The 15682-nt window shown below is 53.0% G+C and carries 14 protein-coding genes; 9 read left to right on the forward strand and 5 right to left on the reverse strand.

The genetic code is table 11. The annotated features are described in order from the left end of the window. Positions 1-174: 174 nt before the first annotated feature. Positions 175-921 carry a BofC C-terminal domain-containing protein gene (locus MKX51_RS23625; RefSeq protein ID WP_340994073.1) on the reverse strand — a complete coding sequence of 249 codons (747 nt, stop codon included), beginning with the start codon at positions 919-921 and terminating at the stop codon, positions 175-177. Between the two features lie 88 nt (positions 922-1009). Further along, positions 1010-2251, reverse strand: coding sequence for a serpin family protein (locus MKX51_RS23630; RefSeq protein WP_340994074.1), 1242 nt, complete (start codon positions 2249-2251; stop codon positions 1010-1012). A 193-nt stretch (positions 2252-2444) separates the two neighbouring features. On the opposite strand from MKX51_RS23630, the gene fabV reads away from it, so the two are divergent. Further along, complete coding sequence (gene fabV, locus MKX51_RS23635) at positions 2445-3635, forward strand: enoyl-ACP reductase FabV (protein WP_340994075.1); 1191 nt, start codon at positions 2445-2447, stop codon at positions 3633-3635. Positions 3636-3754: 119 nt separating this feature from the next. Here fabV and MKX51_RS23640 read toward each other — a convergent pair whose 3' ends face one another. The 3 genes from MKX51_RS23640 to MKX51_RS23650 all read right to left on the reverse strand — a co-directional run bounded on the left by MKX51_RS23640 (position 3755) and on the right by MKX51_RS23650 (position 6348). After that, positions 3755-4465: an ABC transporter permease gene (locus MKX51_RS23640; protein WP_340994076.1), complete on the reverse strand. Its 711-nt coding sequence runs from the start codon at positions 4463-4465 to the stop codon at positions 3755-3757. Beyond that, positions 4462-5307: an ABC transporter ATP-binding protein gene (locus tag MKX51_RS23645; protein WP_340994077.1), complete on the reverse strand. Its 846-nt coding sequence runs from the start codon at positions 5305-5307 to the stop codon at positions 4462-4464. Before MKX51_RS23645 ends, MKX51_RS23640 begins: the two co-directional genes overlap by 4 nt. A gap of 105 nt (positions 5308-5412) precedes the next feature. Then, positions 5413-6348: a LytTR family transcriptional regulator DNA-binding domain-containing protein gene (locus tag MKX51_RS23650; RefSeq protein WP_340938720.1), complete on the reverse strand. Its 936-nt coding sequence runs from the start codon at positions 6346-6348 to the stop codon at positions 5413-5415. Positions 6349-6459: 111 nt separating this feature from the next. Between MKX51_RS23650 and MKX51_RS23655 the strand changes: the two genes are divergently transcribed. From MKX51_RS23655 to MKX51_RS23690, 8 genes are all read left to right on the forward strand, one after another. Then, a complete protein-coding gene (locus tag MKX51_RS23655) occupies positions 6460-6921 on the forward strand; it encodes a hypothetical protein (protein WP_340994078.1) in 462 nt (153 codons plus the stop codon). 104 nt (positions 6922-7025) lie between these two features. Then, a complete protein-coding gene (locus MKX51_RS23660; protein ID WP_340994079.1) occupies positions 7026-8177 on the forward strand; it encodes a glycoside hydrolase family 88 protein in 1152 nt (383 codons plus the stop codon). Between the two features lie 957 nt (positions 8178-9134). Next, positions 9135-10100: an MBL fold metallo-hydrolase gene (locus MKX51_RS23665; RefSeq protein WP_340994080.1), complete on the forward strand. Its 966-nt coding sequence runs from the start codon at positions 9135-9137 to the stop codon at positions 10098-10100. Positions 10101-10119: 19 nt separating this feature from the next. Continuing rightward, the gene (locus MKX51_RS23670) at positions 10120-10893 is read left to right on the forward strand and encodes an alpha/beta hydrolase (RefSeq protein WP_340994081.1); all 774 of its coding nucleotides are present in this window, start codon (positions 10120-10122) and stop codon (positions 10891-10893) included. Positions 10894-11226: 333 nt separating this feature from the next. Next, entirely contained in the window at positions 11227-11931 is a 705-nt protein-coding gene (locus MKX51_RS23675; RefSeq protein ID WP_340938713.1) for a response regulator transcription factor, read from the forward strand. Then, positions 11928-12941: a sensor histidine kinase gene (locus MKX51_RS23680; protein ID WP_340994082.1), complete on the forward strand. Its 1014-nt coding sequence runs from the start codon at positions 11928-11930 to the stop codon at positions 12939-12941. The genes MKX51_RS23675 and MKX51_RS23680 overlap by 4 nt, the downstream gene beginning before the upstream one ends. A 98-nt stretch (positions 12942-13039) precedes the next feature. Continuing rightward, positions 13040-13807, forward strand: a complete 768-nt coding sequence (locus tag MKX51_RS23685; protein ID WP_340994083.1) for an ABC transporter ATP-binding protein — start codon at positions 13040-13042, stop codon at positions 13805-13807. Then, on the forward strand, positions 13779-15662 hold the full coding sequence (locus MKX51_RS23690; RefSeq protein WP_340994084.1) for an ABC transporter permease: 1884 nt from the start codon (positions 13779-13781) through the stop codon (positions 15660-15662). Before MKX51_RS23685 ends, MKX51_RS23690 begins: the two co-directional genes overlap by 29 nt. Positions 15663-15682: the final 20 nt, after the last annotated feature.

Genomic DNA, 15682 nt, shown 5'->3' on the forward strand with positions numbered 1-15682 from the left:
GATACTCCGGCCCTAAAGCGAACATATGTATTCCTTCCACCCATTATAGCAAAAAAAATTCCCCGGGAGACAAAAAGTTTGTCCCCGGGGAAATGAAACATGCATAACACAACAAAGACCCGCAGGCACCTGCGTGCCACGAGTCTTCATGATACTAACTCTATAGTCTCTCCCTCACTCCGCATGCATCACCTGTTCAGAGGAATCACGCGCATAGTCGCTGAAGGTGGAGAGCACGCTGTTGTACTCCTCCAGATCCTGCACCCGGATGCCCTGATGAAGCTGCTCCCAGATGCCCTTGGGCAGAGAGGATTTGATGGAGCCCATGTCCATCTGGAAAAAGGTCTTCATCACCCGCTCCGCTTCGGGCGGGCCTTGGAACAAGGTCAGGTTGCCCTGCTCGTCCACTCCGAAGTAGGCTTCCTTCTTGGTCAGCGGCGACAGATCATTGACCCGCTGCTCCAGCCATAGATCCCCTTCCCGGCTGAGCCAGCCGCTCCAGCCCGCATGCCGGACTATAAGCTCCTTAAGCTGGGCCGGGGTCTGCTTGCCGGGCAGGGTCTGCACCTCTTCACCAGCTACATAGAGGGTCTTGAGATGCACCGTTCTGCTAATGGCTTCCTTGCCCACAGCCTTCAGCAGCTCTTGACTATTCATCACGGCAGCATCCACTTCGGCATCATCGTCTGTATGGTTATATACGGCGGCTACAGCCGGTAAGCTGCTTCCGGGTTCCAGATTCCGCCCTGCGCTTCCGCTCAGGAATGACGAAGATTTAAGCAGCGTACTGATCTCTTCCGGAACCTGCATGCCGCGCCAGGCGAGCAACGTCAGTACGAGGCATGCCGCACCAACCCAGGGAGCTTTTTTCCAGCGTCTCCACCGCCGCCACAATTGTTTTTTCAGGCGAAAAGCATTCACGTTAATCCCTTCATTCTGCTTTTTTCCTATTGTGACCTGTGAAGGGATCATTTATGCGTAAATGCTTGAAATTCATCCCAGCCTGAATCTAATCCGTGAGCTGCGGATTCTCAATTGCTCCAAGGAACAGCACGACCCCGGTCTGCGTATCCCTGATCATGAACAGGAACGGCCGGTTGACATTCATTTCAAAGGGCGCATCTACAGGGGGCGCTGATCCGGCGCGCATATCAATGACAGTGGAAGCCGCCGCCTCCGTTCCCCGCTCGTTCACATCGATATATGTTTTGTGGATGACCTGCTCGAAGTAGATCGGGCTGTCCAAATCTGCCAGCAGGGAGAAATCCCCCCGGCTCGGATCAAAGGCCAGCTTCACACCCAGTGTCTGCAGGACCTTGGAGAGTTCTGTGCCATAGCTGGCCGTGAACCTTGGCAGCCAGAGCGTCCCCCGGGAACTGGAGAAACCCTTATCCAGTAGCAGAGTCCCCTGCTCCAGATGACCCACAAGCTCCGCGAGAGAAGATGGCTCACCCGGAAGGACCACGACCATCTCCAGCTCTCCCTCTCCGTAGGGAAGCTTAACCGCCTGCCAACCGTCATGAGCTGCATACTCGAACATACCGCTCCGCTTCATCATCATCACCTGCACTGCCGGTCCGTCCGGAGGATAAAAGTCCGCCTGCTTCGTAGCCTGTTCCTCGAACACATCCGTCCAGGCACCTTGGAAATACAGCGCATTGACAAGGACGGCAACAGCCTGCGGTCCTGGCGGCTCCGTGAGCATCTCCTGAATCTTGTCCCCCGTATGGTCTGCCACCCATCCGTTAATCTCCTTCACAGACTTCTCTGCCGACAGGTCCGTAGTCTTAATCTGCGCGTCATAGAAATCCTCACCGGTCTTGAGATAGTCCCTGCGCAGCGTCAGACCCTTCATACCCCAGACCGAATTCGCGATCTTCAGCTCCCCGCCCGTTCCTCCATGACTCATGAGCTTCATTAATAACTGATGGCCGGTATTCAGCTTCTGCCGTTCATCCGGCGCATAGCCCAGCAGCTTCCCCAGCTCCTCTGCCGTCTCTCCGGCACTGCCGTTATAGGCCAGGGCCAGAGCGGCAGCAACACTGTACGGGGATATCGTCAGGTTCCCGCTCCCTTGCTTCCATAACTGGCTGAACAGCTTCACACCCAGCCGGTTGCTGCTGTCCGTCAGACGCGAACCGAGCTCTGCTGCGGCAGCCTGTCTCTCCGCATAATTCATGCCCGAACCTCCTTCACTGCAGCCGCCCAAGAGCAGCACGGTTAGTATAAGTGCGGATAATCTTCTGCCCATGCCAATCTCCTCCCTGTATCTCCGTAACCTCTCTACCCACTGACGCTGCGGATTGGGAAAAGTTGCAAATTCTTAGCGGCAGGCATCCAAAATTGCTATTCATTATATTGAAGGCTTATCTTTCTATGCCATCATTTGCTATACTCTATATTAACGAAAAAAGTTAAAAACTAAAACAAAGGGGATATCCTTGATGATTATTCAGCCAAAAACACGCGGCTTTATCTGCACAACAGCTCACACGGAGGGATGTGCCGGACAAATACAGGAACAGATCGATTATGTACGGTCCCAAAAGAAGCTTACCGGCCCGGTGAACGTGCTGGTCATCGGCGCTTCCACAGGCTATGGACTGGCTTCACGGATTGCCGCTGCCTTTGGCGCAGGCGCGAACACCATCGGCGTCTTCTTCGACAAGGCCGCTGAAGGCACCCGCACCGCCTCCGCAGGCTGGTACAATTCTGCTGCCTTCGAGCAGGAAGCGGCCAAGCAGGGGCTGAAATCCTTCAGCATCGTCGGCGATGCCTTCTCGAATGAAATTAAGACCAAGACGATTGAGCTGATCAAGGCCGAATTCGGCACCGTTGATCTGGTCGTGTACAGCGTAGCCTCCCCGCGCCGCACCCATCCGGTAACCGGAGAAGTGTTCTCCTCGGTGATTAAGCCGGTAGGCCAAGCCTATTCGAACAAGACGATGAACTTCCACACCGGAGAGGTCTCCACCGTTACCATTGAACCGGCTACAGAGGATGAAGTCCGCCAGACCATCGCCGTGATGGGCGGGGAAGACTGGGGCATGTGGATCAGCCAGCTGCAGGAGGCCGGTGTGCTTGCAGACGGAGCAACTACCGTGGCGTACTCTTATATCGGGCCCAAGATTACGCATCCTATCTACAAGGATGGAACCATCGGCCAGGCGAAGAATCATTTGGAGCAGACCGCCATTGCCTTGAACGAGCAGCTCTCCGCCACAGGAGGCCGGGCCTTCGTATCCGTGAATAAGGCACTGGTTACCCAGTCCAGCTCGGCTATTCCGGTAGTGCCGCTGTATATCTCCGCCCTGTACAGAGTTATGAAGGAGAAGGAGCTGCACGAGAACTGCATCCAGCAGATGTACCGTCTGTTCGCCGACCATCTGTATAACGGCGGTGAAGCCGCTGCGGACGGCAGCCACCTGATCCGTATTGACGACTGGGAGATGCGCGAGGATGTGCAGATCGAGGTCATGAGACGCTGGAATGAGCTGGAGACGGATAATGTGCCTGAGCTGGCGGATCTGGCAGGCTATCAGGACGACTTCTTCCATCTGTTCGGCTTCCGTACCGAAGGCGTAGACTATGACGCTGAGACAGACCCTGCCGTAGAGATTCCTAATATGGTATAAAAGCTTGACGTTTGCTGTACGCAGTGCAAGGAAGCCGCCCCCTACCGGGAGCGGCTTCCTTTGCGTTCTATCCAGCCTGTGGCGCGGCCTGCGCCACGAATGGTCACAGCCACGCCGGCCTATTCGTCCCGGAGCCGCTTCTGGTACAGCACCACAGACACAAGGGTCAGCACGGCTGTCCACGCCGCAATGATTAGAAGAGGCGGCCACACCTCTCCCGCCGAATAACCGGCTGGGCTCAGGTTCAGCAAGTGCACCAGCTGGCTGCTTGGCATGTAATCCAGCACCCCGAACACCGGATAATTCTCCGCCAGTACGGCACCCCAAGGTGCGCCCATGAAGATGAAGGCTACCGGGATGATCGATAAGGACGCATCCAGTAAGGTTTTGGAATAAAGACCGCAGATCGTCCCGGCTGCCGTGTAGAGAACAATGGAAAGAACGATCGCGGCTACGAATACCCCTATATTTGCAGGCTCATAGCCAAACAATAGAGTAGAAATGGCGAGAACCACCATCGACATGACAAAGACCAGACTGCTTTTGCCCATCAGCACATCCATTGTTGTAGCCGGAGTCATCATGAGTGTCCGCAGCGTGTTACGCTCCTTCTCTTCCGCAATCAGGCAAGCCTGGGCGAAGCAGGTCAGCAGCACAAACGAGCTGTTGAACAGAAATCCGGCGGCTCCCGGTAAGGATGCACCTGCGCTTTTGAACAGCAGCGCAAACAGAATCGGAAACAGCAGCATAATGGACAGCGCATAATTGCGCGAGAATTCCTTATAATCCTTCACAAAGATCGCGCTGGCCCGCTTATAGGAGATGTTCATAGCAGCTCACTTCCCGTCATTTTGATAAAAATATCACCCAGGCTAGGTTCCTTCGTCTCTACCCGTTCAATGAGTCCCCGCTTCATCCAATCCGCGATCCGGTCCGCCGTGTCCCCATCCACCGGAAGCTCATAAGCCTCTCCACTGGTCAGCTCCACCCGGATCAGGTTCTCGCGGTGCTGCCGCTTCAGCTCCCTTGGTGAGCCGATGGTCTGGATGCGTCCCTGATAGAGAATCGCCACACGGTTACAGAGCAGCTCCGCCTCCGCCATATCATGCGTCGTGATGAAGATGGTCGTGCCCTTCTCATTCAGATAACGTAAGCCTTTATAGATATGCGCTGAATTCACCGGGTCCAGTGCCGAGGTCGGCTCATCCAGGAACAACAGCTCCGGCTCATGGATAATGGCGCAGGCCAGCATCACCCGCTGACGCATCCCTTTGGACAGCGTATTTGTTTTCTTCTTGCGCTCACTGCTTAAATTAACGAACTGCAGCACCTGATCCACCGCAGAACGGGGAAGATCATACAGCTTCCGGTACAGCTCCAGATTCTCCTCTATGGACAACCGCTCGTACAGACCGCTGTTATCGGTCAGAATGCCAAAACGCATCTTCTGGGCCGACTGCTGCATCGCCTCCGCCGGCTGATCGAATACTTTGGCCACTCCACCTGTAGGCTTCAGCTGTGCAGTCAGAATCTTAATCAAGGTGGTTTTGCCTGCACCGCTCGGACCGAGGAACCCGAAAATCTCCCCTTTTGGAATACTGAAGGACACCTCTGTCAGCGCATCTCTCGCCCCGAAGGTCTTGCGGATCTGTTCTACCTGAATAACCGCCATCTCACCACATCCTTATGTTGTTGATGACTTAACGTTATCCAGAATTCAGCCTTTCTGCCACCAAAACCGGGTGAATGGTACCCATTCCGGCCTGAACGGTACCTTTTACAGCTTAAGCAGCGCCTTAAGTTCCTGCAATTTGGAGCGGGATAACGGAACCACGGCCTCCTTGCCGGTGTTCAGCCGCAGACTGTAGCTGTTCTTCGTCCAGGTAATGATCTCGCGTACCTTTTGCAGATTGACGATGTAGGAGCGGTGGCACCGGAAGAATCCGAAATTCAACAGCCGCGCTTCAAGCTGGGTCAGGGTCAGGGCACAGTCATAATGCTCACCGCCGACATGTACCAGGATAGAGCCTTCTACACTTTCAATAAAATCAATCTCGGGCGGATCAAATAAAATCACCTTATCCTCCCGTTTGGTCGAGACCTTCTGCAAGGTGATGTTGGCCTCATCCTGCTTCACTGCCTCCTGCTTGTCCTCTTCCGAATCGCGGATATCCAGCTGATGAAGCCCGGACCCGCTCAGCCGGTAGATGACATCACAGGAGATCAGCGCATCCTCCAGATTCGAGGTCAGAATGAGTATCCTTTTCTGCTGCGACAGATCATCCAGTATCCGCTTCAGCTGGCGGCGGTCCTGCTCCTCCAGATAGAAATACGGCTCCTCCAATACGAGCGTGGACTGATGGGCGAAAAAGGCCCGCAGCAGGGTCACATACACCCTTTTCGAAGAGCTGAGCTGCATCAATCTGACCTTACGTTCCTCCTTCAGCGCAAAATAATCCGTCAACACAGCCGCCCGCTCCTCCCGTCCCGACATTCGGATCAGAAACGAGATTAGCTCCTCTACCGTCAACCGCATATATTCGTTCTGCCCGGCCCACGACAAATAATTGCCGGATTCCCGGGACAATTGCTCCATTAATAACTGCTTGCGCCTCAAATCTGTGATAATACCAACCGAAGGGTTCGCAGACAGGTCAAGCTCGAGCTTCGGCATAATTAATTCTCCGTCTTCATATATAGGTTGAAATTGCATATCTTCCTCCCGCTCCAGGCTCTCTAGGATATATAATGCAATTATAGAGTTATGCCATGTATTTGTCAGGTACGGCCACTATCAATGCACAGAGGAAGGCGGATTTCTGCGATGGGACTGCATACTCAAGGTTTTATCATTTCTTTACTCGTATTACTGCCGAATCTAATATTCATGTTCTTCCCGCCCCGGAGTGCTCCCGGCTCCCTGGACTCCGTCCCGCTGGTCTTCACGCTCCTGGAGCGGGCAGGCCAGATCACCTGCTTCATGATGCCCATTCTTTTAGGCCGAATGATTGCTGCTCAGCCCCTGGGAGTATCTGCTGTACTGATGGCACTATGTATGCTGGTGTACTATGGCTGCTGGGTGCGCTATTACCGGAGCGGGAGAGCTTTTGCGGTGCTGTTCAAGCCCTGGCTGGGCATCCCCGTTCCGATGGCCGTCTTCCCGGCCCTCTACTTCCTGCTGCTTGGCGTATGGCTCCAGTCCTGGTTATTCGTTGTTCCGGCCTGTCTGTTCGCCGCCGGTCATTTAGCCAACAGCTGGAGCGTCTACGGGCAGGTCCGTTCATAGCAGATCCGCAATATAACTATAGTTTTGTGCAACAAACCTACAGCTTGACCGGCTTATAATATGGTTAAGCACACTATAGCGATATGATGGAGGTTATGGCGGGTATGATGAACTGGGAGCAGGCAATTGAGCAGACGCTTACGACTACGCGGCTTAATGTGAAGCGATTTGGGAAGAGTTTTCCAATTGTAAGTATGGAGGACGGCAAATATCATCTGACCGACCACACCAACTGGACGGAGGGCTTCTGGTCCGGCATTCTATGGCTAAGCTATGAATACAGCCGGGACCCGGAGATTCATGCCGCCGCCATCCAGGCGACAGATTCCTTCAGAGGGCGCATGCTGGACGGGCAGGCGCTGGATCACCACGATATCGGCTTCCTGTACTCGCTCTCGGCCAAGGCCCGCTGGATTGCAGACAAGGATGAAGCCTCGCGTCTGCTCGCCTTGCAGGCAGCGGACCAGCTGATGAAGCGCTGGCGTCCCGGTCCGCAGCTCTTTCAGGCTTGGGGACCCGAGGGCGATGCAGACAACGGCGGACGGATCATCATCGACTGCCTGATGAATCTTCCGCTCCTCTGCTGGGCCAGCGAACAGACCGGCGACCCGGTCTATGCCAGGGCTGCCCGTATCCACGCCGAGACAAGCCGCCGCTTCCTGGTGAGGGGCGACGACTCTTCTTACCATACCTTTTACTTCGACCAGCAGACGGGGGATGCCCTTCGCGGGGGGACGGCGCAGGGGTATCAGGACGGCTCCACCTGGACGCGGGGGCAGGCCTGGGGCGTCTATGGCTTCGCTCTCGCCTACCGCAGCTTCCAAGATCCGCATTATCTTGAAACCTCCAAAAGAATGGCCCGCTACTTCGTGGAGCATCTCCCCGCCGACCATGTGGCCTATTGGGATTTCGATGCCCCGCAGGAGGAAGGCACCCCGCGCGACAGCTCCGCTTCCGCTATCACAGCATGCGGACTCTTGGAGCTGCTGGAGCATCTGCCGGAGAATGATCCGGACCGGGACTATTTCAGGGACGCCGTGAACAAATCCATGGCCTCGCTGATCAATCACTACTTCACCGCAGGCCACCCATCAGAAGAGGGATTTTTGCGGCACGGCTCCTATTCCGTCAGAGGCAACGCCTCCCCGGATGACTTCATGATCTGGGGCGATTACTTCTTCCTGGAGGCGTTGCTGCGTCTTGCACGGGGAATTCCGGGGTATTGGTATGAGCGGGGGGGGGACAAAGTGAAGTGATATACTAACCAGATTTTAAGGGACGAATGTAGAACAAAATTACCCTGCGGCATCCCCATTGTGATCGGTTTTTCGACCATATCCGGCCCACACGCCTCTGCCGCAACGAATGTAGTCGGTTTTTCGACCATATCCGGCCCACGCGCCTCTGCCGCACCGAATGTAGTCGGTTTTTCGACCATATCCGGCCCACACGCCTCTGCCGCACCGAATGTAGTCGGTTTTTCGATCATATCCGGCCCACACGCCTCTGCCGCACCGAATGTGGTCGGTTTTTCGACCATATCCGGCCCACGCGTCTCCGCCGCACCGAATGTGGTCGGTTTTTCGACCATATCCGGCTGTTCGGTGAAATCAGCGAAGTCATTCCTATTACTGATCCAGAATATAGTCATCCTGCCGATGCTCCAAGACACTTCCCCCCAACTTTATGCACAACTTATCCTTATTGGACGCAAATCACAATTTCCTAATCAACAACTGGAAACGGCTTTGCCGTCCTTTTAAAGGACGGTACCGTTTCGGCGAGAAATAGAAGGATAATTTGTAGTGTGAAACATATAAATTCTTATCTTTGAACAAAATCACCCTGCGGGTGAACGATGCTAATACCTCTCTCACCGGCCGCTTTTAAGGAGCAGTAATGTTGTACTTTTTTCAGGATTTCTCTATACCTTTTACGGGTTGAAGTACATTGTTGCATTATTTGCACAAATTTCGGTGTTTAGGGCAAGTTAGCGCTGAATTTGTTGCAGTTCGTGCAGGATTTCACCATTGACCACTTCTTTGGGAGCAGTAATGTTGCACTTTTTTCAGGATTCCTCTTCAAATTGAACCGTTCGTAAGCTCTGCGAATATCGCCAATTAAACGGAAATCAAATGAAAATCCAGAAAAATATTGTCTAGCGGACTCTTGTAGCGTATAGTATATTCCCATGTTGGAAGGGAGAGATTACTATGCTGAACAGGATTGAATCATTTCAAGGCTCCAGGCATTTCCGGCTGCAATCTATTGCGGATAGCGTAGTTGCAGCAATTGCGGCTCCAGGCACAGGCTCACTCGCAAACGCGGCCATTATTGACCTGGGGGGACTCACTCTGGTAGTGGACACATTCGCGACACTGGAGGCGGCTCAGGATTTGAAGGCTGCTGCTGAGCATCTCACAGGGAACCCTGTATCCTATGTAATCAACACACACTGGCATAGCGATCATACCACTGGCAATCAGGTGTTTGTGCCTGACGCCCGGCTGATTTCCACATCCGGGACCCATAAGATCATGAATACATTCGCCAGAGACCGGGTAGCCCAGTACCAGAACAACAGGGAGAAGATGCTAGAGGCGATCGGAGAAGCTGAATTGCAATGCGAGCAGGAGACAGATACTAAGCTGCAGCAGGAAATGGCCTGGGAGAATGCAACGGACCGTGAATTCGTGAATATGCTTCCGCAGCTGGTGCATACGGTGCCGACGATAACTTTTGACCGGCAAATGACCATTCACGGCAGCAACCACAGCGCCCAGCTCATTACATATGGCGGAGGGCATACGCAGAGCGATGCCATTGTGTACCTCCCGGAAGATAAAATTGTCATCATCGGGGACCTCGTGCTCTCGAACCACCATCCGGTTCTGGCCAATGCCAATCCTCAGGAGTGGCTGCATATTCTGGAGCAGATTGAGCGGTTGGATGTGGAGACGATTATACCGGGGCATGGTGAGGTCTGCTCCCTGCAACAGCTTCATGAGGTGAAGGGATACATAAGCAGAATGATCGCCATCGTGACCGAGGCCGTCCAGAATCAGCAGAGTATTGAAGAGATCGAAATACCGGAAGAATACCGGGCTTGGTACTTCACAACCTATTTCAAGACAAATTTGAATAAGCTCTATGACCTGATTACTGCATCAGGAAATTGAAGAAGGAGAGGGTGATCGAATGGAAGCTGTCTTTGACTACCCCGTGAGAGAACACACCTACAAAACAACCAAACATCGTGCCTTGAAATTATATGTGCTTGAGCCAAGCCATCAAATATCACAATGTCCAGTTATCTTGTTCTTTTTCGGTGGAGGTTTTGTAAGAAATAATCGTACAGCTGCACAATTTCAACATCATGCCAATTTCTTTTCTTCAAGGGGGTTTACCTCTATCTGTGTGGATTATCGTAACGCTAATGATACTGATTTCATACCTGCACAGGCAATCATGGATGCAAAGTCAGCTATAAGGTATATTCGCAAAAACAGTGCGGAATTCGGAATTGATCCTGCTAAAATCGTCATGTGTGGGGCCTCGTCAGGGGGTTACACCTGTGTTTCTTCAATTCTGTTTAATGAGTTGAATGAAATAGATGATGAAACGGAGATCAGTTGTATCCCAAATCTCCTTGCTGTTTTTGCCGCTGGAATGGATGGGGTAGAGATTATGAACCGTTTGTTTCCGGGTATAGAGGAGGAATCACAGGCTATCTCCCCCATTCATCATGTGAAGCAGGGGTTGCCTCCAACGATTTGGTTCTGCGGGACCGCTGACCCGCTTTATCCACAAAACCTGCAATTTATTGAAGCTATGAACCAGTGCGGGAATCAAATTGATTTTTATACTTATGAGGGAATGGAGCATGGTTTCTTCAATTACGGTTTACACGACAATAAGCCTTATATCGAGACCACCAAACAAATGATCAAGTTCTTTCAAGACAATTTGTAAGACTATTGCTTCCTGCAACAAACAGGTGGAAAACGGCAGTTTAATTTCTTGATTTCTGGCGCATGAGCCTAAACAAGCGGAAAAACAGCATCTATTATCGCCACTTTTGCCGCATATGGGGAATTGTCAAAAATTAAGTGCTGATTATCCAACTGTTTCCTTGTAAAACAAAGTACAGTATAGTTCTCTCCCCTTCTCTCCGTACAGAAATTCTGCTTAACCGAAGAATAGGTTACCCCTTTTCCCAACTCATCAGCCCGCTCCAGCTTTCCCTCAGGCCTCCACCCATGTTATATATGTACTTAACTGAACAAGACAAGGAGCCCCATAAATATGTCCAGAATCATGATTGTGGAAGATGATCCGAAGATTGCAGACCTGCTGCTGTCAGCGATTGAGAAGTATGGTTATGAGGGGGTTAGGGTCAAGGACTTCCGGCTGGTGCTGCTGGAATTCGAACAGGTACAGCCGGATCTGGTGCTGCTGGATGTGAATCTGCCCAGCTATGACGGTTATTACTGGTGCCGCCAGATCCGCAAAGTCTCCACTTGCCCTGTGCTGTTCATTTCGGCGCGGGACGGGGAGATGGACCAGATTATGGCGCTGGAGAACGGCGGGGATGATTATATTACGAAGCCCTTCCACTCCGGGATTGTACTCGCCAAAATCCATAGCCACCTCCGCCGGGCTTACGGTGAGTATGCGGCTAAGCGCGAGGAGCTGATGCTGGAGAAGGAAGGGCTGATTCTGTATCCTGAAAGGCTTGAACTGCAATATGGGCAGGCGGTCGTGCCCCTTACCCGCAAGGAATCGGATCTCATCGAGAGCCTTATGGAGCGTTACCCGAGGGTCGCCAGCCGGGAAGCTCTGCTGGAGAAGCTGTGGGACCCGCAGGCTTTTGTGGATGAGAACACGCTGAACGTGAACATCGCACGGGTCCGCAAGAAATTCCAGGAGCTGGGGATGGAGGATGCCGTGCTTACCGTCAGAGGTTCGGGGTACCGGCTGAACAACAGCTGGTCAGAGGCCCGGCCATGAAGCTGTTTCTCCGTGAGCATGCGTTGTTATTAGCTGTGCAGATCATGCAATTTGGGGCTATGCTGTCCATTTACTGGCTTGACGGCTACCGCGATCTGCCGACCGCGCTATATGCGGTCTTTATTGGCTTCTTCTTTCTCAGCTGTTACTTGATCTATCAATACAGCAGCAGGCGCCGCTATTATCATCGCCTCAGCAGGCCTCTGGAGACACTGGATGAATCCTTTCAGAAGCTGGAGAACCACCCTGTATCCACAGCTCTGGAGCAGCTGCTGCACACCCAATACCGCTACTATCAGCAGCAGCTGACGGCGGTGAAGCTTCAGCAGGAGCAGCATCTGACTTTTATCGACCAATGGGTTCATCAGATGAAGACGCCTTTGTCGGTCATCGAGCTGACCGTGCAGAATATGGACGAGCCCGAGTTTGCCAGCATCCGTGAGGAGCTGGAGCGCATGCGCAGCGGACTTCATACCGTGCTGTATATGGCCAGGCTGCGGGCTTTTGAGAAGGATTTCCATATCAAGCCTGTCAGCCTGCCGAAGCTGGTGAACGAGGTGGTCCATGATCACAGACGCCTATTTATCCGCAGCCATATCTTTCCCGAGGTCCAAGCCTCCGCTCCAGGCATTACCGCCCAGACCGATGAGAAATGGCTGTTCTTCATGCTGTCGCAAATTATGAACAATGCCATCAAATATTCAGCGGCGGATAACACAGAGAACGGCCGGAAAATCACGGTATCCTGCTATCTCAGAGGAATGGATGCCGTCATTGAGGTTAAGGACCGGGGGATCGGTATACAGGCGTCTGATCTCAAAAGGGTATTTGACCCTTTCTTCACCGGTGACAACGGGCGCGGACTACGGGAGTCTACAGGAATGGGGCTGTATTTGACGAAGGAGTCCGCAGACCGTCTCGGACACCGGCTTGAGCTGGAATCGGCGGCTGGTGAGGGAACGGTGGTGCGGATTATTTTGGCGGCAAATCCTTTGCTTACAGGCGTGTAATAAAAGTGAAATCTAAATCGATAGATGAGACGCTGCCGTCTCCGGTATATTGGTTACAGAACAAGTGTGTTGCACACATGGAGGGGGAGTACAGCCATATGCTGGAGGTAAACAGGGTCAGTAAAATCTATGAAGGAAATGTGGCCTACCGGGCATTGACCGATATTGATTTAACCATTGCCGCCGGAGAATTCGTAGGGATTATGGGGCCTTCGGGAAGCGGCAAAACCACGCTGCTGAATCTGATTGCCACCGTTGACGCTCCGACCACAGGAAGCATCAGGATTGGCGGCAAGGACATCGGCACACTGGACAAAAATGAACTGGCGGTATTCCGCCGCCGCGAGCTGGGCTTTGTCTTTCAGGATTTCAACCTGCTGAACACCCTGACTGTAGAAGAGAATATTGTGCTTCCGCTGACACTGGACGGAACCCGGGTCAGTGAAATGAAGCAAAAGGCCCGGGAGATTGCCGGAAAGCTGGGCATCAGCGCCATTATGAAAAAACGCACCTATGAGATCTCCGGCGGACAGGCCCAGCGGACAGCAATCGCCAGAGCCATGATTCATTCTCCGAAGCTGCTACTGGCGGATGAACCTACCGGCAATCTCGATTCCAAAGCCGCCAGAGATGTGATGGATCTGCTGGAAACGCTCAACCGGGAGCAGTCCACGACGATGATGCTTGTTACCCATGATGCTGTAGCCGCCAGCTATTGCCACCGTGTCGTCTTCATTAAGGATGGCAGGTTCTATACGGAGATTCACTGCGGGGATAACCGCCAGAGCTTTTTCCAGAAAATTATCGATACACTTTCGCTGTTAGGGGGATATAGCCATGACGTTCCGCCAGTTCGCATTCCGTAATGTCTCCCGGAACACGAGGCTATACACCGCCTATTTTCTCAGCAGCATGTTTACCGTGATGGTCTTCTTCACCTTCTCCATCTTCGCCTACCATCCGGTACTGAGCGGGGAACATATTCAATCCAGTGCGGCTCTTGCGCTTTCGGTCTCCAAATGGGTGATCTATGTGTTCTCCTTCTTCTTCGTGCTCTACTCCATGAGTGCATTTCTGCAATCGCGGAAACGGGAGTTCGGGCTGATGATGATGCATGGCATGACCGTCCGGCAGCTGCGGCGGATGATCTTTCTGGAGAATATGATCGTCGGGTCAGGCGCCACGGTCAGCGGCATCGGACTAGGCCTTATCTTTGCCAAAGGAATTCTGCTTGCCGGGGAGAATGTGCTTGCGCTTAATGAGCCGCTGCAATTCTATTTCCCGTTCAAGGCGATGGTGCTGACACTGATCTCCTTCCTGCTGCTGTTCGTCCTGATCTCCCTGTTCATCTCTACGGTGCTGCGCAGCGGCAAGCTGATCACGCTCATCCATTCAAACCGTCAGCCCAAGCCGGAGCCGAAGGCCTCGCTTCTGCTGTCTTTGCTGGTGGTAACGCTGCTGGGAATCAGCTACTTCCTGTCCCTGCGGGCGAGTGGTCTGAGTGTGGTGGTGCTGCTCGCGCCGGTGGTCATTATGGTGTCGATCGGTACCTATCTGCTGTTCACCCAGCTCAGTGTGTACCTGATCCGTAAGCTGAAGGCGCGTGAGCAGCTATTCTGGCGCAGAACCAATATGCTGCTGCTCTCTGATCTTTCCTACCGGATGAAGGACAACGCGCGTTCCTTTTTCCTGGTCGCCATCATCTCTACCGTATCCTTCAGCGCGATAGGAGCTTTATACGGATTCCAGTCGATGATCAACGGAGCGCTTACGCAGAAGAACCCTTATCTGTTCACCTATCAGTCCCTGGACGGGGACAGCAAGGCACAGTCCCATATACAGCTAATTGACCAAAGCCTGGGCAAAGCCGGGATTGCTGCCGAAAAAATGAGTCTGAAGCTTAACTATTATAAGGCTGCGGATAGCGGCCGGACACTGATTCTGGTGAAGCAATCCGAATACAACAGCGTAGCCGAGCTGCTGGGGCTAAATCCCATCCGGCTTACAGCAGGGAAAGCAGCCGTTGTAGATTTCGGCCTGTCCCGCGAGGGGGAAGAAATGCTCAACCAGCCGGTCGAGCTGCAGCCAGGAATCGTCATCGAGGCCGATCAGGCTGTCGTATCTTGGGCCGTACGGGGAGTCAGCGGTTATTACGTCGTCCCCGATGAGTGGACCCGCAAGCTTGAACAGCCGCTCAAAGTGAGCCGTTATTATGCATGGCATGGTGCGATTGGACAGCCGGGAGCAGAGAAGGCAGGCGCAAAGCTGACGAATGAGCTTCCCTACGATGAGCAGTATATTTTCTATGCGCTCGAGTATTTAACCTCCAAGACCAATGACAGCTTTGGTCCCGTGATGTTCATCGGTTTTTTTGTCGGAATCGTATTTTTCGTCTCTGCCGGCAGCTTTCTCTATTTCCGGCTGTACAGCGATCTGGATGAGGACAAGCAGAAGTTCAAGGCCATCTCCAAGCTGGGGCTGAGTGACAAAGAGCTTCGCCGGATATTGAACCGCCAGATCAGCCTGCTCTTCTTCGCGCCGATCATTGTCGCGCTTATCCATGGAGCCGTTGCCCTTACGGCGTTGTCACATATGTTCCAGTACTCCATATTCAGGGAATCCCTGCTTGTGCTGGGCCTGTTCTTCTTCATTCAGGTGATCTACTTCTTCATAGTCCGCCTGTTCTACACGAGACAGATCCGGTCGGCCTTGGCCGGATAAAAGCCCGCAAAATACAAATA

The organism is Paenibacillus sp. FSL M7-0420 (genome assembly GCF_038002345.1).
Lineage (GTDB): Bacteria > Bacillota > Bacilli > Paenibacillales > Paenibacillaceae > Paenibacillus_AQ.